Below are 24,762 nucleotides of genomic sequence, written 5' to 3' on the forward strand. Positions count from 1 at the left end.
CAAACAGCTTTAGCAAAAACATCTCCAAGTTGTTTCGAAATTGTAAACAAAAATAAAGAGATTGAGACATAACAAAATCAATTCAATCTAAAGATGCACAAATGAGATAAAGGAGGCTTAGTATGGAGCGCTTTTGACACCGCGGTTGATTTCCGTGCAAGGCTTCGCTTTCCGCGGGCGGCCGCTGAGCCTCCTCGTCGCTTGCGCTCCTGCGGGGTCTCACCTGTTCTGCTTTTCCTGCAGGAGTCTGCGCCTTGCCCTCCAATCAACCGCTTGAGTAAACTAAACAGATGAAATCTACGTTTACATGACCATAAAAAAATCCGAATAAAGTTGATTTTCCTTGAAGAGTCTCGATTCATCGATCCAATTTTCTTTTAGCTAAAATCATGTTGTCTTAGCTTTTTATTAGCGTTATTATTCATTTGTAAAAGGAAGGATTTTATGAGTATTCAAATATTGATAAAGAAGCTCTATACGCTGTTCGCTGCTAATAAAACCGATATACCCGTCCGGTCTAATAACATACAGTGCATCTTTTTGAAGCCCTGCTTTCTTCATATAGGGGTTCCAAGAAAACTCATGCAAAGAGAAGCCTTTTTCTCTCATGCTCTTTTTTAGCTTCTGTGCTGCTGTTCCATAGACGTGTATTTGCCAGTTTAAGGACTGTAAAGATTCAAAATTCCCTTCCACATAAGGTAACCGATCACCACTTTGCACATTTGTCCCTTGTCCGCTGCTTAGGTTACTATTTCGATATTTAATGCGGATTTGAGATAAAATTGTAAATGCTTTGTGACGGGGATAAGGAAAGCGAAATAAAAAGGATAGTACAGGCGGAAAGATATGCTTTCTAAAAAATTGACTCGTTTTATCTCTTGCCACCATTCGCTTAAAAGCGCGATCAGTTGTATTTACAAGCAGCTCTGCAAAAGGTAACCTTTCTTCTTCGTATGTATCTAATATGGAAAGTGCCGCTTTGTGTTGAAGGACAGCTGCTAATTTCCATGAAAGGTTGATTGCATCTCCAATTCCTGTGTTCATTCCTTGGCCGCCTGCAGGACTATGAATATGGGCTGCATCTCCACTTAGAAAAATACGCCCTTGTCGGAAACGACTTGCTACTCTGTGATGGATATTGTATGTTGAGAACCAATTTATATTTTCAATCTCAGCACCAAATGTTTGTTGAAGAAAAGTTTGAATATTTTCAGCTTTTATATCGTTTTGATCCAAAAGAGCTGAAGGAATAATGCCGATCATTCGATACGTTCCTTTACTTCTAACAGGCATACAAATCAAAAATTCTTCATTGCTAAATGAAATACTGATTTTTTGATCCTTCATCACTTCACCAGAGCCGTGAACATCCATCACATAAAAATGCTGTTTATATTTTTCTCCTTTAAACTCTATATTCATTTGTTTACGAACTGTACTGTGTGCTCCGTCACATCCACAAATATACTTAAAATAAGCGGTTTCCTCTTGCTGGGCTTTTAATAAAGTTTTTATCCCTTCTCCGTGTTCAGCTAGAGATAGTAACTCCGTCTTCCATTCTACTTCAATCCCAAGATTTTTTAATTTTTCAAGCAGAAACCGCTCGTGGTCGTCCTGTGGAAATGTAAGAACAAAAGGAAAAGGACTTAATCCTTCTCCTAAAGATCCTAGATGAACTTTTGCTTTTATTTTATTCTTTACTCGGACGTATACATCTTCCATCTTAATCCCGCGGTCTATGACTTCATCTGCAAAACCGAACTGCTGATAAAATTCAAGGGTTCGCGGTAAAATAGCCATTGCCCGGGAGGCTTGCCCAGGCCCTTCGTTTCTATCAATAATTCGAAAAGAAATGTTATGTCTTGCTAAATTATAGGCCATCACAAGGCCAGTAGGTCCGGCACCAACGATTAGGATTTGTGGCTTCATCATTATCTCTCCTTCTCATTCAGTTGCAGTATCTTTTATATTGAGCGAGACTTCTCTTTTTTTACAGAAGATGCAGGTAAAGCAGAAGCAAACAGAGCACACAAACTTATTAAAGAGATAAGAGCTAGAGCAGATACAGAATGATTCCATGTCAGATGTTCTCCAAAGAAAAATAGTTCTCTTACGCCATCTACCATAAACCTCATTGGCAGCCATGGATAAATCCACTCTCGATAAAAATCAGGCATAATTTCTGGGGCCATTGGAAGCAGCGGTGCGCCAAAAAATAGAATAATAACGAAAATCGGAAGTCCCTTTAGTCCTAACCATGAAAGTGCGGCTGATATCAAGGTGAAAAAACTGAAGTAAGCAATAGCTAAGAATAGTGCTGTATCCAAAAATGAAGGAACGCTTATTCCAACTACTTCAGCTAGCCACGCTAGCCCGAAACCTGCAGCTAAAGCAAGTGTAGCACCAATGATTACGAACCCTACTTGGTTAACAATTTTCTCTTTGCGAGAAGAAAACGTGATTTTGTGGATGCTGAGGAAGACAACTGCTGCCCCTGCTATGCTTGCCATCCACAGCGGCTGAAATAATGAAACGGGGGCATTTCCGTTGACACTATGAGTCCCTGTTTTATTGACGTTTATCACTGTCTTTTGAATCGGTACAGCGAGTGCTAATGCTTGGTTTGCACTTAGTTGCGTTCCGCTTTGTTCAAATCTTTTCACTAGCTGCAAGCGCATATTTTCATTCATCTGATCAACTGCTCCGTTTAGCACCTGACTGGCTAGTGTTGAAGCAGCTGTATTCATTCCTTGATTCACTAACAATCTAATAGCAGGTGCCTCAGGCTGAGCCGTCTGAAGAGTCACCTGTTTTTTGGTGAAATCTTTTGGAATGATAAGCGCTCCGTAGTATTTTTGATTATTTAACCCTTTTTCAACTTCTTTAGTAGTTGATACAAAAATCCATTTAACCGAAGACTGTTCAGCGCTTGAACTCTTCATATTTTGTTTTATATGATCTCCTATATTTACCTTACCCTTTGCTGGAACTGTCATTCCTTCGTCGGCATTTACAAATGCGATTGGCAAATTCTTAGGTGCTTGGCTTACTGAAGGAATTAACGTTAGGGTAAAAATGAAAATAACTGCTACCACTATAATTGGTGAAAGATATATAAGCTTTTGGTTACTTAATTTCATATAGATATTCCCTTCTTTAAGCATATACACGTTGACGGAAAGATAATGTACATGCTGTTGATTAGTGATCACTATGTAAATTATAATAAATTTACCTGCATTCTCAATATGCAATAATCATGGGAATGTCGCTTACTTAACACAAAACACATAACTGTTCATTATTAAAGAAAAAAGTAGGTGTTTAAAAACTGTGGGGAATTCAAAAACAGATCGTAGAATTATTCGAACGAAGAAATTTATCCGAGATGCTTTAACAGAATTAATGGAAGAGAAAGGATTTGAAGGCGTAACGGTCAGAAATCTGACGAAAAAAGCCGATATTAATCGAGGAACTTTTTATTTACACTACCAAGACAAATACGATTTGCTTGAAAAAAGTGAAAATGAAGTCATTCAAGAAATAAAAGAATTTATCAAAAAAGCAAATCCAAATGAGATTGTATCTGCTAATTTGAAAGAACAGCCTTTGCCGTTTATTATTGCGCTTTTTGAATATATTCAAGAGAATGCGCGTTTTATGCAGGTTATGCTTGGTCCAAAAGGCAACCCTGGCTTTCATCTTAAAATTAAAGAAGTTATGAAAACCAATATACTGGAAAAATTAGAGCTCATGGATAGTAAAACGCCTCCGCTTGTTCCACTTGAACATTTAATGTCTTATGTAACGTCAGCCCATCTTGGCGTCATTCAGCACTGGCTAGAACAAGATATGAAGCAGTCACCTAGAGAAATGGCTCTGACACTCGCTAGCATGACTTTTTTGGGTCCTGCTTATGTTGCAGGCATTAAGCGAACATAAAAGAACCTGCTATTCTCTCGGAGAATAGCAGGTTCTTTTTATTAACCTTCTAGTAATAAAGATTCTGGATCTTCTAATAGTTCTTTAACAGTAGCTAGGAAGCTTACGGCTTCTTTGCCGTCAACGATACGGTGATCGTAAGAAAGTGCAATGTACATCATCGGACGATTTTCGATACGCTCTTCATCAATTGCTACCGGACGAAGCTGAACTTTGTGCATTCCTAAAATACCAACTTGAGGCCCGTTTAAAATTGGTGTAGACATTAATGAACCGAATACACCGCCGTTTGTAATTGTGAACGTTCCACCTTGTAAATCTTTTAATGCTAATTTGTTGTCGCGCGCTTTTTTCGCTAAATCAACGATAGATCCTTCGATACCAGCGAATGTTTTACGGTCAGCATCACGTACAACTGGAACAACAAGACCGTCTGGAGCTGACACAGCAATACCAATATCGTAGAATTTTTTAATTAATAACTCGTTGCCTTGAATTTCAGCATTTAATAATGGGTATTTTTTAAGTGCTGCTACTACTGCTTTTGTGAAGAATGACATAAAGCCAAGTCTTACGTCGTGCTGTTCAAAGAATTTGTCTTTGCGTCGTTTACGAAGAGCCATAACAGCCGTCATGTCTACTTCGTTAAACGTTGTCAACATAGCCGCTGTTTGCTGAACTTCAACGAGACGTTTGGCAATTGTTTGACGACGACGTGACATACGTTCGCGTTCAACAGGTTTGTCGCTATTTTCACTTGCCGCTGGAGACGGAGATACCGGGTTAGCTGGCTTACTTGCTTGTGCCTGCTGTTTTTGCTCATTTGATTTTTGATCTGCATATGAATCAATATCATGTTTACGCACACGGCCAAGAGGATCAGTAGTTGGTACTTGATCTAGCTTGATTCCACGTTCTCTTGCTGCTTTGCGAGCTGCAGGAGAAGCAATCAGCCATTGTTTTTGATTTCCTTGTTGAGGCGCTTCAGCTGCTGGCGCTACTTCTTCAACTGTTTTTTGCTGAGCTGGAGCAGCTTCTTGTTTTGGTGCTTCTTCTGCTGGTTTTTCTTCAGCTTTTGGTGCTGCTGGTGCTGGTGCTGAAGCTCCTTCTTTCGCTTCAAGACGTGCAATTGTTTCACCAACTTGCACTGTGTCGCCTTCGCCAGCAAGAAGTTCTGTTAGCACACCAGAGTCTTCAGCTGTAATTTCAACGTTAACTTTATCTGTTTCAAGTTCAACGATATAATCGCCTTTTTCAACGAAATCTCCTACTTGTTTTAGCCACTGTGCAACTGTTCCTTCAGAAATTGATTCTGCTAATTCCGGTACTTTAATCTCTCCCATGATTCATTCCCCTTCCTTATCGTGTAACAACGTCGTTAGCAATTTCATTTTTAGTTAATGCATCTTGTAAAATACGTTCTTGTTCTTGTCTGTGAACTGTTGGATCTCCTTCAGCTGGACTTGAGCGTCTTGTGCGGCCGATGTAGTCAACAGTAGCTCCTTCTGGTGCTACTTCACGCAGTCGATCTTCTACATAGTTCCATGCGCCCATGTTTTCAGGCTCTTCTTGTAACCAGACAATCTCTTTTAAATTTTTATAGCGAGCAAAGATTTCAGCAATTACGCGTCTTGGGAACGGATAAATTTGTTCTAGACGAAGAACGTGTAGCCAATCTTTATCATCTTCTGCTTTGTTTAAGCGTTCCGTTAACTCACTGCTGATTTTTCCGCTGCACAGAACGATTCGTTCAACTGCATCTTCTTTTTTGCCTAATCCAGGCTGTTCTACTACTAAGCGGAAAGAGCCTTTTGTAAACTCTTCAAGGTTTGACACACTAAAAGCATTACGAAGCAAACTTTTTGGTGTCATAACTACTAGCGGTCTTACTTCTTCGCGCTGTAAAATGGCAGCTTGTCGTCGAAGTAAGTGGAAATATTGCGCAGCGCTTGTTACGTTTGCGATTGTCCAGTTGTTTTCTCCAGCTAGCTGTAAATAACGTTCTAGACGAGCGCTTGAGTGTTCTGGCCCTTGACCTTCATGGCCATGTGGCAGCAATAAGACCATTCCAGATTTTTGTCCCCACTTAGCACGACCTGCTGCAATAAACTGGTCAATAATAACTTGACCTGCATTGGCAAAATCACCGAATTGTGCTTCCCAAAGAACAAGCGTTTCAGGAGCAAATACATTATAGCCGTATTCAAATCCAAGCACTGAACCTTCAGATAATGGACTGTTACGAATATCAAAGGAAGCGCTTACGTTCTTCATTGCGTGTAGTGGTGAGTAAACATCCCCTGTCTTATGATCATGAAGAACAAGATGTCTATGTGCAAACGTACCACGTTCAGAATCTTGGCCTGTAATACGAATTGGCGTGCCGTCTCTTAAAATCGTAGCAAATGCAAATGCCTCACCCAATGACCAATCCACGCTTTCATTTTCTTCAAACGCTTTGGCACGTTTAGATAAGATGCGATCAAGTTTTGGAAATACGTTAAATCCTTCAGGGTATTTCACTAGCTCTTGATTCACTTCAAACAGCTCTTCTTTTGTAACAGATGTATCAATATCTGAAATTCCTTTGAAGACTGCTTGTGGCATTTCCATAATTCTATGTTGTTTTTCAGCTTTTGGCGGTACTTTCTCATAAGCTGCTTTTAACTTCGCTTGTAACTCTTCATTAATTTGATCTGCTTGACCGCTTTGAATAACGTTTTGTTCTTCGAGCTGCTTTGCATACATAGCACGAACGGTTGGACGTTTTGTCACAATTTCATACATCTTCGGCTGCGTTACAGACGGTTCATCCATTTCATTGTGGCCAAATCGACGGTATCCAATTAAATCAATCAAGAAATCTTTGTTAAAACGTCTGCGATACTCATAAGCAAAATAAGCAGCCGCTAAACAGGCTTCCGGATCATCCGCGTTTACGTGAACGATTGGAATTTCAAACCCTTTTGCTAAGTCACTTGCATATTTTGTTGAACGAGAATCGACGCTTTCTGTTGTAAATCCAATCATGTTGTTAGCAATAATGTGGATTGTTCCACCTGTTTGATAACCAGTCAATTGATTTAAGTTCAGCGTTTCTTGTACAATACCTTCACCAGGGAACGCAGCATCTCCGTGAATTAAAATCGCGAACGATTTTTTTACATCTTGTTTCGGGTATCCATTCACATCACGCTCATCTTGAGCCGCTCTTGTAAACCCTTCCACAACCGGATTAACAAACTCCAAGTGACTAGGGTTACTAGCCAATGTCAAACGAGCTCGAACTGTGTTCTCTGCTTTAATTTGTTTGTCGGCACCCAGGTGATATTTTACGTCTCCCGTCCAGCCGTAGTTGATACCGATTGAACCTTCTGAAGGAACTAATTCCTTGTTAGGCGCATGCTGGAATTCCGCAAAAATCATTTCATACGGCTTGCCTAATACGTGTGCTAATACATTTAAACGTCCACGGTGAGCCATACCGATATTAACCGTTTTTGGGCTTGTTTCCACTGAGCGTGCAATCAGTTCATCTACAAGTGGAATTAACATATCTACGCCTTCAATAGAAAAGCGTTTTTGTCCGACAAATGTACGATGTAAAAATTGTTCAAAGCCTTCTACTTCTGTTAAACGCTTTAATACAGAAGTTCTTTTCTCATTTGAAAGAGGTTGGAAAATAGCACCTGACTCGACCATATCAGTCAGCCACTTATTCTCTTCCATGTTATGTACGTGATGGAATTCAAACGCAATGGTTTTTGTGTAGACATCTGTTAAATAGTTAATTGCGTCTAAACCATTTTTGACGTGTGATGGCGCATTCGTACATAAAATATCAACCGGAATTGATTTTAAATCTTCTTGCGTTAAATTGTAATCTTCCAAGTGAAGCAAGACAGGATCTTTCTTCTCGCTTTCAAGAGGCTTAATTGACGCGTATAGATGACCATAAGCACGGATGTTTTCCGCTAGCTTAATAGCCGATGCAATTTTAGATGTGTTAGCTGAAGGTGCAGTCTGTGCGTATTCAGCTTGCTGAACCTGCTCACTTTCGTTTAATGGAGGAGCACCCCAATAATCAAATAATTCTTTTAAGTCTGGATCTACTAGATCTGACTGCTCTTCATATAACTCATACTGTTCTAATACATAGCCGTAGTTCGGACCCAAAAATCCTTGCCAAGGCTCCCCTCTATTCGACGTTTCGTTACCCATGATAAAACCCCCAACGAGTTATAATAATTGTCGTACTCAACAATCTTTCCATTTTGAATGTCGATTACCTTATCGTCTGACATCTTTACAACGAGTGATAAATCTCACTGCGTGTGTATCTGATATCTGCTTATATTTTACCACTCTTTTACTCGTCAATCAAAATGAAATCGCTATATTTCTTTAATTTTTTTTACTTTTTTAATAGTCTTACTACTTTTTGAAAGCGTTTTATAAGTAAAGCTGATTAAAGGTCGAATCAGGTGTTAATTAATTGTTATTGACCTAGCTTTTGGCAAAATTAAATTGCTTAAAATATATTTTATGACTATTTAAAAAAAGAAGCAGTGTTTTGCTTCTTTTTTTAAAACTCATCTACGATTTTTTCAACGTCTTTAAAATAACCATCATCTACTTCTGTAAGCTTGCTGCTTTTCGCCGCTTTGAGTAAATGAGTGAACCAAGTTAGTTCTACTTTCAAATGCATAATCGTGCGCATAATGATCGACAGATTTGCAATGGAATGATCGACCTTTTTAACTTGGTACAAATTTTGCATTTTTTCTAAATAAGCTGCCGTTTCCTCAATCTTTTTTTCTAAAGCAGAAGCCACTTTTTTTTGATCCACGTAAGAAGTAAATGAAAGAGCAGCATAAACAGGTCTATGCATATGCTCTTTTTTTAACAGCTGTTCAAAATAAAGGCGTTCAAATTCTTCTCTTCCTGCATCCGTGATAGAATAAACGGTCTTTTCAGGTCTGTTCGTCTCTCGAATCACATCGACTACTTTCACCAACTGATCTTTTTCGAGCGTATCAAAAGCGTAATATAAAGAACCGCTTGCAAGTTTAATATAGTGCTTCATTTGTCTTTCATTAATGGTTTGCTGAATTTCATAAGGGTGCTTATTTCCTTCCATTAATAAGCCCAGTATGACTAATTTAACACTCATAACACCTTTCACCTCTTGACATGCATCTTATTTAGTAAAAAAAGCACGAATAAATTCGTGCCTTTTCTATTTTTGAGCTGCCGGTTCCTTAGCTTCTACCCGCTTTTTAGGGGGAACTTCCACTCGTTCATTTCCCATTAAAAAGACAGTAATAATAGCTACTGCAATTGGAATAAGAGCAAGCATAAATGCATACGTGATCGATGTAGACATAGCATCAACAATCTTATCTAATATTTGAGGCGGAATGCTGTTTCGGGCACTTGATTGAAAAACTGCACTCGGATCTCCTATTTGAGAAAATGCTCCTTGTGATCCATTTCCCATACCTTGAAAATTGCGCTGCAGCTCATTTGTAAATGTATTGCTTTGAATCGTTCCAAAAATCGTAACTCCCAGCGTCATTCCTAAAGAACGAGCAAATGAGTTTGTTGAGTTGGCAGAACCTCTAAACTGTGGATCTAGCTTATGAGTTGACGACGTTGGTAAAAGAGAAAAGCTAAACCCTACGCCAAATCCAGTCAAAATCATAAATACCGTGAGCATCCAACGAGGTGTATCAGGTTCCATTGTTCCTAACAAGAACATTCCTACTGCAAATGAAAAAACGGACATAATCATCAAGTTTCGGAAGCTTGTTTTTGTGAGAAAAATCCCGCCGATCGCACTTCCTGCTACTGAGCCTAACATCATCGGAGTTAAAATTAAACCTGCATTTGTAGCAGAACCTCCGTAGACAGCTTGAACGAAAATAGGAATAAATACCGTTAAAATAATAAACGTTGCTCCGTATAAGAAAGCGAGAATCTGTGATGTTGCAAATAAACGGCGCTTGAACATCCAAAATGAAATAATCGGCTCTTGCGCGCGCTTTTCCACAAAAAAGAAGAGTGACAGCGCCACAGCAAAGATAGCAAAAAGAGATAAAATTTGCGGAGAAGACCACTCATACTCTTTTCCTCCAAGTTCAAGAGCAAACATTAAACTTACTACTGAAATGACAAGAGTGGCTGCACCAGCCCAGTCAATTTTTTGCTTTTTATGACTTTTTGACTCTTTATAAAAGCGCATAATAAAAAATAACGATAAAAGTCCAATTGGCACGTTCACGTAAAACACCCAGTGCCAGCTGATGTATTCCGTAATGTAAGCACCGAGAAGTGGACCAAATACGCTTGCTGAGCCAAAAACGGCACCTAATAATCCCGTCATTTTCCCGCGTTTTTCAGGAGGGAAAATATCAAATACGATGGTAAAAGCAATCGGAAGAAGCGCTCCTCCTCCAATTCCTTGAATCGCTCGGTAAATACTTAGCTGCACAATGCTTTGTGCTAAACCACACAATGCGGATCCAAGTAAGAATACGGTTAACCCAAAAATAAAAAACCGTTTACGGCCGTACATATCAGATAGTTTACCAAATATCGGCATACCTGCCATCACGGCAACCATATAAGCGGACGTAACCCAAACAAACTTATCTAATCCGCCTAGATCAGAAATGATTTTCCCCATAGCCGTCGCTACGATGGTATTATCCATGGCTGACATAAAAATACCGAGCAGCAATCCTGCTACGATAAAACGAATATGTTTTTCTGATGAAACCATTTCAGTTCCTCCTTTCGCGTCATCTTTTTGATGAACAGAAATGATAGCTACTTAAATTATTATATTCAAATTTGAGTATTTTACAATCTTAAATGTGCTATTTTTTAGAAATAAACATAACAAAAGCGTAATGGATTCATTACGCTTTTACTGTGAGCTGAGGTTCTAATTCGATCTCTACATTTCCTTGAATGGCTCTTGAAATCATACAGGACGTTTCTGCTTTTTTTATAAGTCGATTGATTTTCTCTTCTTGGGCCGCAAATTTAGGTGTGACGATCACGTGAGGTTTATGAATGATTTTTTCGTACGTAAACACACCATTCGTTACGTCCACGATAGCTTCTGATTCCATCGTTAAAGCCTCCTGATGGATTCCACTTCTTTCTAGCATCGCTGCAAGCGTGATAATGTAGCAGGTGGCTGCTGCTCCTAGCAGCATTTCATCTGGATTTGTCCCGGCTCCTGGCCCGTCCATTTCTGGTGGAATAGAAATGCTTGTTTTTAATTGCCCTGCTTCAATTGTTCCCACTTCATTTCGGCCTCCTGGCCAATTTGCTTGCAAATGAAAGTGATGTTTTGCCATAGTGTATCCTTCTTTCTTCTATATAATGATGTATACTTAGCGTACCTTTTTTGCTCATAAAATAAAAATGTTCTGCTTGTAACAGCAAAAAGACTGCTAAACGTGCAGTCTTTGTTGTTCTCTAACTTAAAGGTACTTTCTTTTCGCTTTCAACGACAGTTTTGATTAATGAAGGCAGCCAGTCCTGCAGGTTCGTAAATGAATATCCCCAAAAGCTAGCTTTTTCATTGCTCATCGTCCAAGAATGATCTACTCCGTACAGAGAACTATTTTCATCCGTTAAACGAGAGGTTGTTCTTGCTGTTTTATCCGCTGCTTGTTCAATATATGAAAATAAATTTTTGAGTGAAATGGTACCATTTGAACAAGCGTTAATCGGCCCTTTTAGCTTCTGTTCTGCACACCAAACTAAAAATTCACCTGCTTCTTCCTGTGAAATGAAGTTCATTTCTGCTTCAATAGCCGGTACACCAATTTCTTCTCCATGCATAATTTTTTCTATGTGAAAACGCAAGCGGTCCGTATAATCATCTTTTCCCATAACAATTGGAAAACGGACAGCTGTTACCGAAAACGGTGCTTTTTGAAAGAATACTGCCTCGGCTTGGCGTTTTCCTTCTTGATAGGAAATATTTTCACGGCGTGTATATGAAATAGGATACTTGTATGGATCAAAATCTTCTTCATAACACGTTTTTTCTAAAGAACCATATACTGAAAGAGTCGAGGTAAGTACATAGTGACTCGTACTATGACGAAAAGCTTCAACAGCAACAGCTGCGCCGTGTGAAGAATAGCATATTTGATCGAAGATAACATCCCATTTTCTTCCTCTTGTTGTTTCGATTACAGAATCTTTTTCTACACGATCAAGAAAAATTCGCTCAACTCGGTCGCCGAAATCATCCGGTGTTTTACCTCGCGTTGCTAACGTAACCTGTACTCCTTTAGAAAGCAATGTCTGAACTAAATTTTTTCCGAAAAAACGCGTTCCACCTAACACAAGTGCTGTTTTCATCTTTTTCTCCACCTTTCATATTTGATATGGGTGACCATACCATTATTATCCAACTTTTTCATCCATAAAGCTATGAATCTTTCCGCTTATTTTTTTGTACTTCCACCTATTTTTTCGCCACTGCCGTGTTAAGATGTACATATCTAACCAAAAGGAGCGACAGCGATGAATCCTTCTCCACTTCCCCTTAACGAACGTCTTGTTGTTCTTGATATTATTCGGGGCATTGCTTTGCTGGGCATTTTTTTAGTGAATATACCGGCTTTTACTTCTCCGATATTTATTTTTCAGCTGTACAATGTTTCTTATAAGTATGAAGGAATAGATGCTTATATTGATTTGTTCTTGCAGCTGTTTGTGCAAGGGAAGTTTTTTACCATTTTTTCTTTTTTGTTTGGACTTGGATGCGGAATTTTTTTGCATAGAGCTGAAGAAAAGCAGTACTTTGCCGCTGCTTTATGGTCAAGAAGAATGGCTGCTTTGCTATTAATCGGGCTTTTTCATCTTGTCTTTTTCTGGTATGGAGACATTTTGCATGTGTATGCTATTGGCGGTTTTTTATTATTCTTTTTTTACAATCGAAAAGCTAAGACGATTTTGCTGTGGGCAATAGGCTTGCTATGCTTTTTTTATCTTTTGGCTTGTATGCAGTTTTTTATTCCAGCACACGTCTTGCAGGAGGCTCAGTGGGAGTATAAAGCTTTACATGAACATGTCTTAACCCAATATTTATCCACCTACAGGCAAGCAGACTATTTATCTTGGCTGTTTTATCGTTTGAATGTTGAAGTGGTGCCTATGCTATTAAATCTACCGTTTTCTATCTTTCCCGTATTTTCTATGTTGTTATTTGGCTTATATACTGCTAAAAAAGGATTGGTACATAATATCGAACAAAATCGTTCTTTTTTCAAGAAAATTCAGTCAATAACAGGCGCAGCAGGTTTCACTTTAACTATTATTCTGGCCATGCTAAAAACAGAGATTTTAAGATACGAACTCTATCAGCAGGCGGCCATTCACCTTTTTACAAGTTTGAGCGGCATTTTTCTATGTTTTTTTTATCTTACCACCTTACTGTTATTCCTGCAATTTTCTCCTTATGCTTCAATGCTGGGTCTTTTTAAGTATAGTGGAACAATGGCATTAACAACTTACCTTAGCCAAACTTTAATTTGCCTGTGGATGGTTCGAGTCTTTGGTTTATACGGAACTCTTACCTTAACGGAAAGCACGGTTATTTGTCTCATCATCTATACACTCCAGCTTTTTCTTAATAAGTGGTGGCTTTATTATTTCTATTACGGTCCGTGTGAATGGTTATGGCGGAGCTTTACATACCGATCTCTCCCGCCTCTTAGGCGGAATAGAAAAGCTTCAGCTTAACAGCAAATCGGCCTTCAAGGTTGAAAGCCGATTTGTCTCCTTTACTGCAAAGGCGGTATAGTTATTCGTTTAATTCCATTTGTCTCAAACTCTCGTATATAATCCATTTCTCGATGAAAAATTTGCATAAAAACTTCATTTTTTATTTCTTTAGTGGGTCCTATTTGCTCTATCACATCTCGTTTAGCCATGCGATAGGCTAGCGCTTCCCAAAACACTTCGTTATCGTATTCTCCAATAATATCTTGAAGAGAATCTTCATGTTCTTCTGTAAACATAACCTCACTGTTTAGCGTGTGAAAAGGTCCTTTTTCAAGGAAAGGCTCTGCGTGTGAAAACATTTGTTTTTCTACATCCGTATATTCCTGTGCATGCTCATCTTCCACTCCAGAACATGCTGTGACCATCCAGTTACCTAAATAAATTAAATCAAGCAGTTGAAAAAAGTGCGTTTCAGATAGTTGAAGTTCAATATCGTTTTTTACAGGAGCTTTTGACATAAGCGCGGATCTCTCCTTTAATTTTGAGGGTAGTTGCTACTAAATAAAATAGCTAAAAGGGTTAATATGCAGGCTAGCAGGAAAACTGAAGAAATGGCTTCACCTCTTTTCTGTAGTGTAAAAATAGAGGTACTGACATCCAAAGAAGTGAATACGAAGGGTGTAAACTTATCATAATCGAAATAAAGACAAGATACAAGACTTTTTTACTAAATTTTCTGACTATCTTCGTCATAAATACCTATTTTTGTTTTGTTTATACTAGAAAGGTCCGGAATTTGTGTGCTGAGCTGTTCAAAATAAAAAAGCGCTGAACCAGGCGCTTTAACGGTGTAAAAAAATAGATAAACCAATAAAAAAAGCAGCTAAAATAAAATCAAAAATCCATTGCCACTTCTCACGTTTTAACAATACGTGCTCTACCCCTGATAACAGCGAACTTATACTAACCAAAACAAAAATAAAGCTCAATTGGTTAAACGAAAATTTAGTGACAAAATTTGATACAAGTATGACTGCTACGGTGATGAACAGTGCCATTTGACTTATAAGTACCCATTTAATTCTCTGTTTATATCCGTCTTTTAAAGCTTGTAATAAATCGTTGCTGATCACTCTCACTAAACCCCTTTTGTATTCCTATCGTCAAAAGTAAGAACGCAGCAAAAAACGCTTCTCTGCATCTTAACTACTTAGCAAAACTAGCTATTAAATCGAAACATAAATATCAACTTGACTGTACTCAGGATCAATACAGCGTTCATCATATAGTTCAAAATCTATTTTATAGGCACGATGATTTTTTTTAGCCCACTCGCGAATATAAGCCCAAGCCTCTACGACTACCTGTCTAGCTGGCCCAACAGCTGTTGTAAACACCATATATTCACCTTCTGGGATGATGAACTCTCTCATATCCTCTTTCAGTTCGCCGCCGGGTAAAACTTCGTAGCCGAGAGCAAATGTAAAATCCATTTTTTGATTATATTCAAATTCTGTATAAAGAGCAAATGTATTACCATTTACTTTATTGGCGATTTTATTAGCTAACTGTTGTTTATAAAAAGTCTGCCAGTGCTCAGGAATAAGACCTGTGCCCGTTTCTTCCACAGGTTCATCTGTTCGAATAGGCACTCCTACAACAGTGAATTCATTTACCTTGACTACTTTTTGACTTACGACTAAGTCAGTCAACATATTGAGCCCCCTTAATTCTTCTTTTTCTGTAGTTACAATGAGGGAAATACTTCTTAATATGCATTTTATTTGTATTCAAAGAAAACGTCAACCTTTTATGCAAATCCCTTAACGAAGGGGCTGAAGATCCTTCTTCTAAACTATAAAAAACGATTCTATTTTCTTTGTACACATCATACGTATAAGATACCCCTAATTTACAATAGAGTGAGGTAAAAAAATGAAGATCATTGAACTTGCCGAATTCATTAAAACAAGTAAAAAAACAACTAAACTTGCTCTCTCCTCTTCTACAGTACAGTATACATTAGAAACAGATGATTTGAAAATTGAATTAAAAACAGGCGGCACGAATAAGCGAATCGTGTTTTTTCGCATCTTCTTAAAAGGAACGTACAAGGATTGGATTTGTTATCACCGGAACGAACATCATATTTACGAATTGTATCAAAATATTCCTTTATCTCCTAAAATGCAAAAGCAGCTTTTGTATGCTATTGCATCATAAAAGAGCTGGCTTAGTTAGCCAGCTCTTTTATCGGTATATCTTTTGTTTTATATATACTAAGCACAATGCCAATGAACACCGCATTTGCAATTGTGGGACCCATACCATAACTTATAAATGGCAACCATACACCCATAATTGGAAGGAGATTAAACGACATACCTAAATTATAAAGCAACTGAAATGCATACACGCTTACGCTTCCGGAAACAAGCATTTTTCCAAACGGATCGCGAATCTGTTTAATTAACAGTATCATTTTTACTAATAAAGCACTCAACACTAGCATAATAAAAATTGAAATTCCCCAGCCGTAGGCATAGGTCAAACCTGCATATACAAATTCTGTGTCGATTCCACCTATTCGGTATCCCTCTGATGGATTAGCTTGAGGAAGCCACTCAGCTTGATGGAACAGGCGAGAAAGATGTACAGGGACGTAGCCTGCCCCTGCTGGATCTTTCCCTAGATGCAGCACAATTGATAGACGACTTAAGTAATAAGAGCTTCCTGAAAGGAGCAGCATAACGGCTATAATTATAAACAGTGTGAGCAGAAACAACAAAGTGATCTTTTTAGCATGTTTACGAGCACTAAATATAAACATAGAAGCGATCATGATGATGTACATCATCACATTAGGAATACTAGTTAAACGCCCGTATAAGACTATGGTTAAAATAAATAGTACTGCTATAATGGGAACGTTACATGACCTACGTTGTAAAATATATCCCCAACCTATTAAATAAAATATTAAAATGAAATTTAAATCTAGGCTAAAAAAAGATAGGTTTACTACGGTTGTACCTTGAACGTTTGGTTGAATCCTTTCTGGCAATATATGCAGATTAAATACTACAAGGAGGAGTATAGGAGCTATAAATGCTACCCACCCCCACTCTCTCCACTTGCGGTAGTTTTGAAAAGCACATACTGCTGTCAGGGCTAGTCCAATTAATGCAGTAATAAGTTTGGTTTCCATTGATATAGATGAACCTAGCTTAATTGTCAACATTCCTAAGCCTAACGCTGCAACAAATAATGAAACTAAGATCCAATCAATCTTTGTGCGGTATAGCTTTTGAAAGCGTCTGCTTAGTTCCGCTGAACTGCCCATTTGTTCAACAGCTTTTTTTTCAGCTTCCTCTTGAGAAACACCGCGCTGAATAGATTCTCGTTCTAAGTTTTTAATATGGGCATCAAGCTCTTGATACACTGCTTCTTTTGCTTCTTTATGTTTTATTTCTTGAGTAATTGACTGTAAAAATTCTTCTTTTTTCATTGTCCTCCTCCTAATAACCCTTGAAGGACAAAAGCTGATCGTTGACTTCCATTTTCTAAGCTTTTCATTACCTTTTTACCTTTACTATTCAGCTGATAGTATTTCTTCTGATCTTCTTTCCAGCGGCTTGTTACGTATGATTTTTGCTCAAGCTGATGCAGCAGAATGTACACAAACCCTTCTTGTTCATCAAACTCTTGAATTCCTCTACTCCGTAGTTTTTGAACAAGTTCTATTCCATTTTTTTCAACTGACAGAAGCTGTAGCGCTGGCAGTAAAATGTTTTCTTGTTTTATTTTTCGCTTAATAGCTTGCTTGTGCTTGTCAGTAAACTGCAGGTTTTGGAATACAGATTGCTTCATTGAGCCTTTTAGATGACGTAATCTTTCATCCATATTAGCCCTCCTCTATCATTTGTTTTAACAATTCTTTTCCACGCCGTAATCGTGTTTTAATCGTATTAGAATTAATAGATAAAAGCTCAGCTATTTCTTTAATTGTGTATTCTTCGAAATAATGCAGATAAATGAGTTCTCTATACTTTAATGGAAGACTCATTACAGTTTGAACCAATTCTTCAGACTCCTCTTTTTTTACCATTTCTTCTTCGATCATTTCTTTGCTTGATTCAAAAATCATATGTATATGTTCTGTAAATTGCATTTTTCGCACGTACCAACTTTTTAAATAATCTTTGCAGTGATTAATAGCAATGCGCCATAACCAAGTTTTCAAACTAGATTGCTTAGAATACGTAGAAAGAGAATTATAAAACTTCACAAAAATTTCTTGTGTCAAATCCTCACTAACAGTAGAATTTCGCACGTAAGAATATACAAGCTGCAAGATGGATTGACCATATTCATTCATAGCCTCTTCTAAAAGAATTTCATACTCTTCTTGCTCTACTAATGCAAATAGCAAATCGTTCACTTCACTCACCTCTTTTTCAATACGTTAGACGAAGCTCAAGCCAATTAGGTTTTAAATTACTCATTTTTTATCAAAAAAACACCGGAAGCTTTGGGGTCAGTCCCTTGCTCCGGTGCTTTTCTTATTTATGCTGTAGCTTTGTAAACGAATGTTTGTGCGGCTTTGCATGTAACTTTCCCTTTGTCCATTGAATCCCTCTGTATAAATAGTACGAGCACCAAAAAACTGCTGGGACGATAAGTACATATGCGACGATACTATTTGTAAAGAAAGAAGAATCTATGGAACGAAGCAATCGATAGGTCTCATTTAATATACATATATGCACGACATAAATGCCAACTGAATTTTTCCCAACCTTTGAAAAAAACGAGTTTTTGCCAAGACTTGGACTGCTTAATACGAATAAAAACAATGATGCCGATAAAAAAATCGTAGAAATAAAATAGTCTCCGGGCTTGCTGTGCTGGATATTGACCAACCAGTAGCGCTCGGCGATCTCTAACGCTGAAAACACAAAAAAGCTGGCTAAATAAATCATGGGCCTTACGTTTAATACTGACAGAATTTGCTTACCATAAAGGGCAAACATAGCTCCTAATACTGTATAGAATAAACCAAAGAACAGGGCATCTCTCGTTTGAAAAGAAAGTGGAAAAAATAAAGAATAAGACTGTCCAAATAACCCAGTTACATATAATACGGTGCTGATAATCATTAATAAACCGATCTTTTTCCATCTTTGAAATAAGAAAACGATAACAACAGCCCAAATTAACGCAATCAAGTACCAAAGCTGAAATCCGCTTGTGTCACTTCCATAATAAAAGATATCTTTGAATGTGATGGATGATGTTAAATAATCAGCTACTGCATCTTTTCGCTCTGCTAATGTTCCGTGGTTTTGAAATAAGCGCAGAACTACACCAAACAATAAATAAAAGATGAACCAACATGCATAAAGCTTTGAAATATTCCACGTGTATTTTTTTAAGTATGCAGAAGGTTTTGGATGTTTTTGAATTTTATTCATAAACAAATACCCTGATACAATAAAGAAAAAAGGAACCGCGAATCGTGCAAATGTGTCAACAATGACATCTAGCACATTTTCCTGGTTCCCTAAAAAGAAATCGTCATGTGATGGATTAACATGAATACAAACCACAAACACTGTAGCAAAAAACTTAATAAAATCAATTGAATAATTACGTTCCATCTTGTTGTCAGCTCCTTAAAATAAACTCGAGCTCTATTTTAGCATAATTATCCAAACGAAAAAGACATTTTGGTAAAATTAACTTTATAGTCATGGAAAAATTTTCTTAACTTCCAATATTCTAGTCTTGTTTACTTGTATGATGTCTTTCAATATTCCAAATAAATGATTCTAAAGAACTACAAAACAAAAAAACAGATTACCGGTAACCTGTTTTTTAAATTAACATTTTCCATGCAAACTTATTATCTTGTTTAATATCGATTTCTTTTTCATGCAAAGCCTGCACATGCTGTTTAATTTGTTTGAGAAACAGCATTACTTCTCCGCTTGATACGGCAGCTGAGTTGAGAGATAACGAATGTTTTTTAGCAATTTTTAATTCCTCTGTTTCCACTGAAATACTCACGTGGCGAAATAAGTGCCAAGGGTAATAAACTGTTTTAAAAGATTTTGAGAAATAAATTCCTTTAGAACAAACGGTAATCCCCTCGGTTTTTTGAAGAGGATATGTATTTAAATGAGCTACAATTTTTTCTTTTGCAGGTAAATAGAGCCTGTTTCGCATCTCTTTTTCAACTTCTTCACATAGTTGTCCTGCTACCGACAACACATCTTTTGGATCAGGTGTTTGATGAATTTGAAAAGATGAACAAATAGAAGTTAATTCTTTTGAGGATACACATGGATATATATAGTCTTGACACATATATTCATGGGAATGAGTGCGAATAAATTTCTTGATTTTTTTTAATAGAGATACTAGCTTTCTAGCTGAGTAATCGTTTTGATTGACTTGAAATTTCTCCACGTCATTAAAACAAATCATTTCTTCTTTTCGAATGGTAATGGATTGAATGTTAGCGAAATCTTCCCATAACATTTTTCCTTTTTTCATCCCTCTGCTTTTCCAGTAAATCCCCTTATTTGTAAAGCAAATTCCCCTTTTATCTAGGCCCGCTATAAAAGAGCTGTGTAAATACGCAATTATTTTTTCTTGGGGCTGAAACTGAAAGTATTTGCTAGCCATTTTTTTGTAGAAACTAGGTATTTGCATTACATAAAATTGACTTTCTCTATAGATTAAGCATAAGTCAGTCAAATAATTAGTTTTCAGCGTCGCCACGCTCTCACTTCCTTTTTGAGTGTAAATAACCGTACCCATTTTTTTCTATTACTTTATAAACGTTTTTTGATGAAAAAAGTTTCAACTTTTTTTGTTTTTTATGAAAAAGCTTTAAATTGAAGCATTCCTTTCATCTAGGAGGTTATCTAATTACTCACTTATTCAATAATCTTATTTTAAACGTTCCCTACTTAATTAAGAAACTAAACCAGATAATAGCAATGCTTACCTGCTTTATCCAAATCATCCCCTGTGAACAAAAATAAACCGCAGCGTTAAAACGCGATGCGGTTTGTTTTTTAAGCTAAATAAGCTTCTTTTATTTTTTCATTGTGAATTAATTCCGGTCCTTTTCCTTGCAAAATAATTCCTCCCGTTTGAATCACGTAGCCTCGGTGCGCGATTTGCAGTGCTTGATAAGCGTTTTGTTCAACGAGCAAAATGGTCATTCCGCTTTTATTTAATTCCATAATAATCTCGAATATCTTTGTAAAAAATGTTATTTCTGGAAACGATGAAAAAGATTACTGTTTATGTACCCCTTTTTTCTCGCAATCTTTCATAATAGATTCAATCTCATATACAAAGAGAAGCTGAAAAAATAAAAATATAGTTATTTTCTACAATATACTCTTTGGCTGTATATATAACAAAAAAGCATGTCACCATAAAGAAACATGCCTTGTAACTATTCAACCTAAAAAAAGGTGCATATTATGCACCTTTTTATGACCCTTTGTTTTCCGCTTCTCCCCGAGTTTAACTATTGTTTCGTAATGCCTGTGATCCCTCTTCCCCTGTTCGGATCTTAATCGCATTTTTTAATTCATAGATAAATATTTTCCCATCTCCAGGCTGACCTGTATTTAGTACTTTTCTTGCTTTATCAACAACGTCGGATACGGGAACTTCGCAGACCACAATTTCCACTTTAATTCGGGCGTGCATATTGTCTTGTTTTTTGACCCCCCTGTAAAGTTCCGTAATGCCTTTTTGCAATCCGCATCCTAACGCATCTGTAACCGTAATACCGCTCACGCCAATTTTTGCTAGTTCTTGCTTAAGCTCTTCAAACTTTGAAGGGCGCGTAATAATTTCAATTTTTGTTAAAACATCACTCACTGTGCCCACCCCTTTTACATATTCGATTCGTGATACGCTCTTTCACCGTGCAGCGTAATATCAAGCCCGAGCGTTTCTTCTTCTTGTGTTGCGCGTAGAGATACTACCAACCCAACCACTTTAACAATAATGAAGGTAGCGATGCCGACAAACAGATACGTTGCTACGATAGCCACCAGCTGTTTCCATAGTAGACTTGGGTCTCCGTAGAATAAACCATTCGCGCCGGCATCATTTACAGAAGTTGTGGCAAATAAACCCGTTGCGATACCTCCCCATGTTCCCCCAATACCGTGAAGACCAAATGCATCTAACGCATCGTCGTAACCGATTTTCTTTTTAAGTGAGAAGATACCCCAGAAACAAACTGCTCCGCCGATAAAACCAATTACAATAGAAGCAAACGGTGTAACGAATCCACAAGCTGGTGTAATAGCTACAAGTCCAGCAATCGCTCCCGAAACGGCTCCAAGCAGCGTAGGCTTTTTATTAATAATCCACTCTACTACAAGCCAGCCGATAATTCCTGTTGCTGCCGCTGTATTCGTGTTAATGAAAGCCGTCATTGCAACGCTGTTAATAGTTAAGGAACTTCCAACGTTAAATCCAAACCACCCGAACCAAATCAGCATTCCGCCTAAAAGAGTTAGCGGTAAATTGTGAGGTGCTGCAGCATCGGCATTTTTTCGTTTTCCAACAACAAGAGCTAGAATTAATCCTGCTACACCTGATGAAATGTGAACGACGTTTCCGCCAGCAAAGTCAATAGCTCCTAGTTCACGAAGCCATCCGCCAACTCCCCAAACCCAGTGTGCAACGGGTGCATATACAAATAATGACCATAGGATAGCAAATAAGATAAATGCTGAAAACTTCATGCGCTCTGCAAAAGCACCCGAGATAATAGCTACTGTTAACACAGCAAATGTTAGTTGAAACATCATAAACATGTTATGCGGGATCGTTGCGCTGTAGTCCCCGTTTGGAGTGAATCCAACGCCTTTTAATCCCACCCAGTCCAAGTTTCCAATAAAAGCATTGCCACCGGTCGAAAATGCTAACGAATAGCCAGCTACTATCCAAAGAACAGATATGACAGCTAATGAACCTACGCTATACATCGCGGTACTTAACATGTTTTTACTTCGAACCATGCCTCCGTAAAACAATGCAATAGCTGGTGTCATAATCCAAACCAATAATGCTGAAAAAAACATAAATACTGAATCGCCCATTTGCATGATGATTTCCCCCTTAAGTACGAATAAATAACCCCTAAATTTAATGTTAGATTATATAACATGTTTTGTTATGTTTACTATCATATTTGATTTATATGTATTTAGCAACTACTTTTTGCAAATTTATTCAGAAAATTTTTGTTTTTTTATCCTCTTTTCTTTTTGTTATTTATTCTCCTATGTACACATAAGCTGAAATATCATTTATAAGTGTTAGAATTTCTAACATAAAAAATCCTCTTCTTGGAGTAGAAGAGGATTTTTCTTTACAAATACATATATACACCTGGTCCTAGAGGAATACCGAATACAGCAAAAACAATCAACATTATAATCCAAATTCCTAAGAAGGCTAAAGTATAAGGAAGCATAAGTGAAATGATGGTTCCAAGCCCTGCTTTTGGCTCGTATTCTTTCATAAAGGCTAAAATGACAATCATGTAAGGATTTAAAGGAGTGATTACATTGGTAGACGAATCTGCTATTCGGTAAGCTGCTTGAATAAATCCAGGGTTGTACCCTAACAGCATGAACAATGGAATAAAAATAGGTGCTTCTAGTGCCCATTGAGCAGAGCCGCTGAAAATAAGAAGATTCAGCAGAGCTGTTAAAAATACAAAACCAATTACAACGGGAAAGCCTGTTAGATGTAATGCATTCAATATATCCGCTCCTTCTACTGCGATCCACGTTCCAAGATTCGTCCAATTAAAGTAGGCAATAAATTGAGCAGCCGCAAAAATAAGGACGATGTAGCTTGCCATATCTTTCATCGAATCAGTCATATAAGCAGGTATATCTCTAGAACTTTTGATTTTCCCTACTGTTATTCCATAAACAGAGCCAACTACCACAAAAAACAGCAGCGTAATCGGAATGATACCATCTAAAAAAGGAGATGGAACAATTCCGCCGTCTTCATTTCGTAGAGGAGAGTTGGGCCAAAATAAGAAAACAGCTAGTACAACGACATAAATACATGCAGCAACGATACTGTTTTTTAAGCCTCTTGCTTCTGCCTCACTAATTTCACCAAAATCATTGCGTTTTTTTCCTTTATAATTACCCAGTCTAGGTTCTACAATCTTTTCAGTGACGATCGCTCCTATAATAGTTAAAACAAATACAGAAGCCGCCATGAAGTACCAGTTCGCTGCAGGACTGACAGCAGCGCTTGGGTCAATTGTTTTAGCAGCTTCAGTAGAAATGCCCGATAACAATCCATCGGTTCCGGATATAATAAGATTCGCTGTAAAGCCTGATCCCACCCCAGCAAATCCTGCCGCTAATCCAGCAAGCGGGTGCCTTCCTACTGTATAAAATATCATTGCTGCAAGCGGAGGAACGATGACAAAAGCAGCATCTGCCGCTAAGTTGGCCATAATTCCTGTAAAAATGATGGCGTATGTAATAAGAGCTTTTGGAGCATTTAAAATCGTTTTCTTTATGGCCACTTCAAGCAGACCTACTTTTTCTGCAAGTCCGACTCCAAGCATCATAGCAAGTACAAGTCCTAGGGGCTTAAATTCAGTGAAATTGGTCAGCATCGATGTTAAGATATACTGAATGCCTTCATGCGACAACAAACTTTTAATTGGAAGAGTCTTATTAGTACCAGGATGGACCACTGTTACTCCCATACTATTAATAGCAACAGACGCTAATACGATAATAAGCGCTAAGCATACAAACAAAATAAAAGGATCAGGTAGTTTGTTTCCGAATGCTTCTACTCTTCCTAATAGTTTGTCTAGAAAGGTTGTTAGATGTGGTTTTTGCTCTGTTTGCAAATTAGGTTGTGCCATACTTTCTCTCCCTTTTCTTTTAGATTCTTTTTGTTTTTTTTCCTTTTAATTACCAAAAAGACTATTAGTACATAATAATCTGAATATTTATATTATTCAAGTATTATTTT

23 protein-coding genes and 1 pseudogene are annotated in these 24,762 nt (G+C 37.7%); 3 read left to right on the plus strand and 21 right to left on the minus strand.

All coding sequences use genetic code 11. The features are described from left to right. Positions 1 to 77: 77 nt before the first annotated feature. From LJY09_RS14785 to LJY09_RS14795, 3 genes are read right to left on the minus strand one after another with little or no spacing between them, the layout of a single operon-like run. Positions 78 to 362, minus strand: coding sequence for a hypothetical protein (locus LJY09_RS14785; RefSeq protein WP_228307313.1), 285 nt, complete (start codon positions 360 to 362; stop codon positions 78 to 80). A 55-nt stretch (positions 363 to 417) separates the two neighbouring features. Continuing rightward, positions 418 to 1,929 (minus strand): FAD-dependent monooxygenase, encoded by a 1,512-nt coding sequence (locus tag LJY09_RS14790; protein ID WP_223546141.1) that lies wholly within the window; start codon positions 1,927 to 1,929, stop codon positions 418 to 420. Positions 1,930 to 1,964: 35 nt separating this feature from the next. Further along, positions 1,965 to 3,140, minus strand: coding sequence for a YhgE/Pip domain-containing protein (locus LJY09_RS14795; protein WP_028412869.1), 1,176 nt, complete (start codon positions 3,138 to 3,140; stop codon positions 1,965 to 1,967). 193 nt (positions 3,141 to 3,333) lie between these two features. On the opposite strand from LJY09_RS14795, the gene LJY09_RS14800 reads away from it, so the two are divergent. Beyond that, positions 3,334 to 3,942, plus strand: coding sequence for a TetR/AcrR family transcriptional regulator (locus LJY09_RS14800; protein WP_099331108.1), 609 nt, complete (start codon positions 3,334 to 3,336; stop codon positions 3,940 to 3,942). A 41-nt stretch (positions 3,943 to 3,983) separates the two neighbouring features. Here LJY09_RS14800 and odhB read toward each other — a convergent pair whose 3' ends face one another. The 6 genes from odhB to LJY09_RS14830 form a co-directional block, all read right to left on the minus strand. Then, complete coding sequence (gene odhB / locus LJY09_RS14805) at positions 3,984 to 5,285, minus strand: 2-oxoglutarate dehydrogenase complex dihydrolipoyllysine-residue succinyltransferase (RefSeq protein WP_099000294.1); 1,302 nt, start codon at positions 5,283 to 5,285, stop codon at positions 3,984 to 3,986. 16 nt (positions 5,286 to 5,301) lie between these two features. Next, the gene (gene sucA, locus LJY09_RS14810) at positions 5,302 to 8,163 is read right to left on the minus strand and encodes a 2-oxoglutarate dehydrogenase E1 component (protein ID WP_028412867.1); all 2,862 of its coding nucleotides are present in this window, start codon (positions 8,161 to 8,163) and stop codon (positions 5,302 to 5,304) included. 364 nt (positions 8,164 to 8,527) lie between these two features. After that, entirely contained in the window at positions 8,528 to 9,115 is a 588-nt protein-coding gene (locus LJY09_RS14815; protein ID WP_099000295.1) for a PadR family transcriptional regulator, read from the minus strand. Positions 9,116 to 9,181: 66 nt separating this feature from the next. Then, the gene (locus LJY09_RS14820) at positions 9,182 to 10,726 is read right to left on the minus strand and encodes an MDR family MFS transporter (protein ID WP_028412865.1); all 1,545 of its coding nucleotides are present in this window, start codon (positions 10,724 to 10,726) and stop codon (positions 9,182 to 9,184) included. A gap of 139 nt (positions 10,727 to 10,865) precedes the next feature. Beyond that, positions 10,866 to 11,312, minus strand: a complete 447-nt coding sequence (locus LJY09_RS14825) for an OsmC family protein (RefSeq protein WP_099000296.1) — start codon at positions 11,310 to 11,312, stop codon at positions 10,866 to 10,868. Between the two features lie 121 nt (positions 11,313 to 11,433). Beyond that, entirely contained in the window at positions 11,434 to 12,330 is an 897-nt protein-coding gene (locus LJY09_RS14830; RefSeq protein WP_228307314.1) for an NAD-dependent epimerase/dehydratase family protein, read from the minus strand. A gap of 165 nt (positions 12,331 to 12,495) precedes the next feature. On the opposite strand from LJY09_RS14830, the gene LJY09_RS14835 reads away from it, so the two are divergent. Continuing rightward, complete coding sequence (locus LJY09_RS14835) at positions 12,496 to 13,716, plus strand: DUF418 domain-containing protein (RefSeq protein ID WP_099000297.1); 1,221 nt, start codon at positions 12,496 to 12,498, stop codon at positions 13,714 to 13,716. 41 nt (positions 13,717 to 13,757) lie between these two features. On the opposite strand, the gene LJY09_RS14840 is transcribed toward LJY09_RS14835, so the two are convergent. The 3 genes from LJY09_RS14840 to LJY09_RS14850 form a co-directional block, all read right to left on the minus strand. Continuing rightward, positions 13,758 to 14,216, minus strand: coding sequence for a hypothetical protein (locus LJY09_RS14840; RefSeq protein ID WP_033579407.1), 459 nt, complete (start codon positions 14,214 to 14,216; stop codon positions 13,758 to 13,760). Positions 14,217 to 14,540: 324 nt separating this feature from the next. Further along, positions 14,541 to 14,831: a hypothetical protein gene (locus tag LJY09_RS14845; protein ID WP_013057601.1), complete on the minus strand. Its 291-nt coding sequence runs from the start codon at positions 14,829 to 14,831 to the stop codon at positions 14,541 to 14,543. A 93-nt stretch (positions 14,832 to 14,924) separates the two neighbouring features. Continuing rightward, positions 14,925 to 15,413, minus strand: coding sequence for a GyrI-like domain-containing protein (locus LJY09_RS14850; RefSeq protein WP_028412859.1), 489 nt, complete (start codon positions 15,411 to 15,413; stop codon positions 14,925 to 14,927). Between the two features lie 220 nt (positions 15,414 to 15,633). On the opposite strand from LJY09_RS14850, the gene LJY09_RS14855 reads away from it, so the two are divergent. Further along, entirely contained in the window at positions 15,634 to 15,921 is a 288-nt protein-coding gene (locus LJY09_RS14855; protein WP_028412858.1) for a hypothetical protein, read from the plus strand. Positions 15,922 to 15,931: 10 nt separating this feature from the next. Here the strand turns inward: LJY09_RS14855 and LJY09_RS14860 are convergent, their stop codons facing one another. The 9 genes and pseudogenes from LJY09_RS14860 to LJY09_RS14900 form a co-directional block, all read right to left on the minus strand. Beyond that, entirely contained in the window at positions 15,932 to 17,206 is a 1,275-nt protein-coding gene (locus LJY09_RS14860; RefSeq protein ID WP_228307315.1) for an FtsW/RodA/SpoVE family cell cycle protein, read from the minus strand. Beyond that, a complete protein-coding gene (locus LJY09_RS14865) occupies positions 17,203 to 17,601 on the minus strand; it encodes a PadR family transcriptional regulator (RefSeq protein WP_033579410.1) in 399 nt (132 codons plus the stop codon). Before LJY09_RS14865 ends, LJY09_RS14860 begins: the two co-directional genes overlap by 4 nt. 1 nt (position 17,602) lies before the next feature. Next, the gene (locus tag LJY09_RS14870; protein WP_099000299.1) at positions 17,603 to 18,139 is read right to left on the minus strand and encodes a sigma-70 family RNA polymerase sigma factor; all 537 of its coding nucleotides are present in this window, start codon (positions 18,137 to 18,139) and stop codon (positions 17,603 to 17,605) included. 121 nt (positions 18,140 to 18,260) lie between these two features. Continuing rightward, entirely contained in the window at positions 18,261 to 19,358 is a 1,098-nt protein-coding gene (locus LJY09_RS14875; RefSeq protein WP_099000300.1) for an acyltransferase, read from the minus strand. A 217-nt stretch (positions 19,359 to 19,575) separates the two neighbouring features. Then, on the minus strand, positions 19,576 to 20,256 hold the full coding sequence (locus LJY09_RS14880; RefSeq protein ID WP_223546143.1) for a hypothetical protein: 681 nt from the start codon (positions 20,254 to 20,256) through the stop codon (positions 19,576 to 19,578). Positions 20,257 to 20,783: 527 nt separating this feature from the next. Continuing rightward, a pseudogene (locus LJY09_RS14885) lies at positions 20,784 to 20,972 on the minus strand (ABC transporter ATP-binding protein); the annotation flags it as partial. 271 nt (positions 20,973 to 21,243) lie between these two features. Beyond that, positions 21,244 to 21,606: a P-II family nitrogen regulator gene (locus tag LJY09_RS14890; protein WP_013057611.1), complete on the minus strand. Its 363-nt coding sequence runs from the start codon at positions 21,604 to 21,606 to the stop codon at positions 21,244 to 21,246. A 14-nt stretch (positions 21,607 to 21,620) separates the two neighbouring features. Then, the gene (locus LJY09_RS14895; protein ID WP_028412855.1) at positions 21,621 to 22,847 is read right to left on the minus strand and encodes an ammonium transporter; all 1,227 of its coding nucleotides are present in this window, start codon (positions 22,845 to 22,847) and stop codon (positions 21,621 to 21,623) included. Positions 22,848 to 23,113: 266 nt separating this feature from the next. Then, the gene (locus LJY09_RS14900) at positions 23,114 to 24,652 is read right to left on the minus strand and encodes an AbgT family transporter (protein ID WP_176551777.1); all 1,539 of its coding nucleotides are present in this window, start codon (positions 24,650 to 24,652) and stop codon (positions 23,114 to 23,116) included. Positions 24,653 to 24,762: the final 110 nt, after the last annotated feature.

Source organism: Priestia sp. J2 (assembly GCF_020790095.1).
Lineage (GTDB): Bacteria > Bacillota > Bacilli > Bacillales > Bacillaceae_H > Priestia > Priestia zanthoxyli.

Excerpts from the sequence above, each read along its gene's own strand:
- LJY09_RS14865 (WP_033579410.1), bottom strand. The coding sequence starts at position 17,601 with ATGGATGAAAGATTACGTCATCTAAAAGGCTCAATGAAGCAATCTGTA.
- LJY09_RS14795 (WP_028412869.1), bottom strand. The coding sequence starts at position 3,140 with ATGAAATTAAGTAACCAAAAGCTTATATATCTTTCACCAATTATAGTG.
- LJY09_RS14875 (WP_099000300.1), bottom strand. The coding sequence starts at position 19,358 with ATGGAACGTAATTATTCAATTGATTTTATTAAGTTTTTTGCTACAGTG.
- LJY09_RS14790 (WP_223546141.1), bottom strand. The coding sequence starts at position 1,929 with ATGAAGCCACAAATCCTAATCGTTGGTGCCGGACCTACTGGCCTTGTG.
- odhB (WP_099000294.1), bottom strand. The coding sequence starts at position 5,285 with ATGGGAGAGATTAAAGTACCGGAATTAGCAGAATCAATTTCTGAAGGA.
- sucA (WP_028412867.1), bottom strand. The coding sequence starts at position 8,163 with ATGGGTAACGAAACGTCGAATAGAGGGGAGCCTTGGCAAGGATTTTTG.
- LJY09_RS14880 (WP_223546143.1), bottom strand. The coding sequence starts at position 20,256 with ATGAAAAAAGGAAAAATGTTATGGGAAGATTTCGCTAACATTCAATCC.
- LJY09_RS14825 (WP_099000296.1), bottom strand. The coding sequence starts at position 11,312 with ATGGCAAAACATCACTTTCATTTGCAAGCAAATTGGCCAGGAGGCCGA.
- LJY09_RS14830 (WP_228307314.1), bottom strand. The coding sequence starts at position 12,330 with ATGAAAACAGCACTTGTGTTAGGTGGAACGCGTTTTTTCGGAAAAAAT.
- LJY09_RS14895 (WP_028412855.1), bottom strand. The coding sequence starts at position 22,847 with ATGCAAATGGGCGATTCAGTATTTATGTTTTTTTCAGCATTATTGGTT.
- LJY09_RS14860 (WP_228307315.1), bottom strand. The coding sequence starts at position 17,206 with ATGAAAAAAGAAGAATTTTTACAGTCAATTACTCAAGAAATAAAACAT.
- LJY09_RS14840 (WP_033579407.1), bottom strand. The coding sequence starts at position 14,216 with ATGTCAAAAGCTCCTGTAAAAAACGATATTGAACTTCAACTATCTGAA.
- LJY09_RS14820 (WP_028412865.1), bottom strand. The coding sequence starts at position 10,726 with ATGGTTTCATCAGAAAAACATATTCGTTTTATCGTAGCAGGATTGCTG.
- LJY09_RS14900 (WP_176551777.1), bottom strand. The coding sequence starts at position 24,652 with ATGGCACAACCTAATTTGCAAACAGAGCAAAAACCACATCTAACAACC.
- LJY09_RS14850 (WP_028412859.1), bottom strand. The coding sequence starts at position 15,413 with ATGTTGACTGACTTAGTCGTAAGTCAAAAAGTAGTCAAGGTAAATGAA.
- LJY09_RS14785 (WP_228307313.1), bottom strand. The coding sequence starts at position 362 with ATGAATCGAGACTCTTCAAGGAAAATCAACTTTATTCGGATTTTTTTA.
- LJY09_RS14855 (WP_028412858.1), top strand. The coding sequence starts at position 15,634 with ATGAAGATCATTGAACTTGCCGAATTCATTAAAACAAGTAAAAAAACA.
- LJY09_RS14835 (WP_099000297.1), top strand. The coding sequence starts at position 12,496 with ATGAATCCTTCTCCACTTCCCCTTAACGAACGTCTTGTTGTTCTTGAT.
- LJY09_RS14815 (WP_099000295.1), bottom strand. The coding sequence starts at position 9,115 with ATGAGTGTTAAATTAGTCATACTGGGCTTATTAATGGAAGGAAATAAG.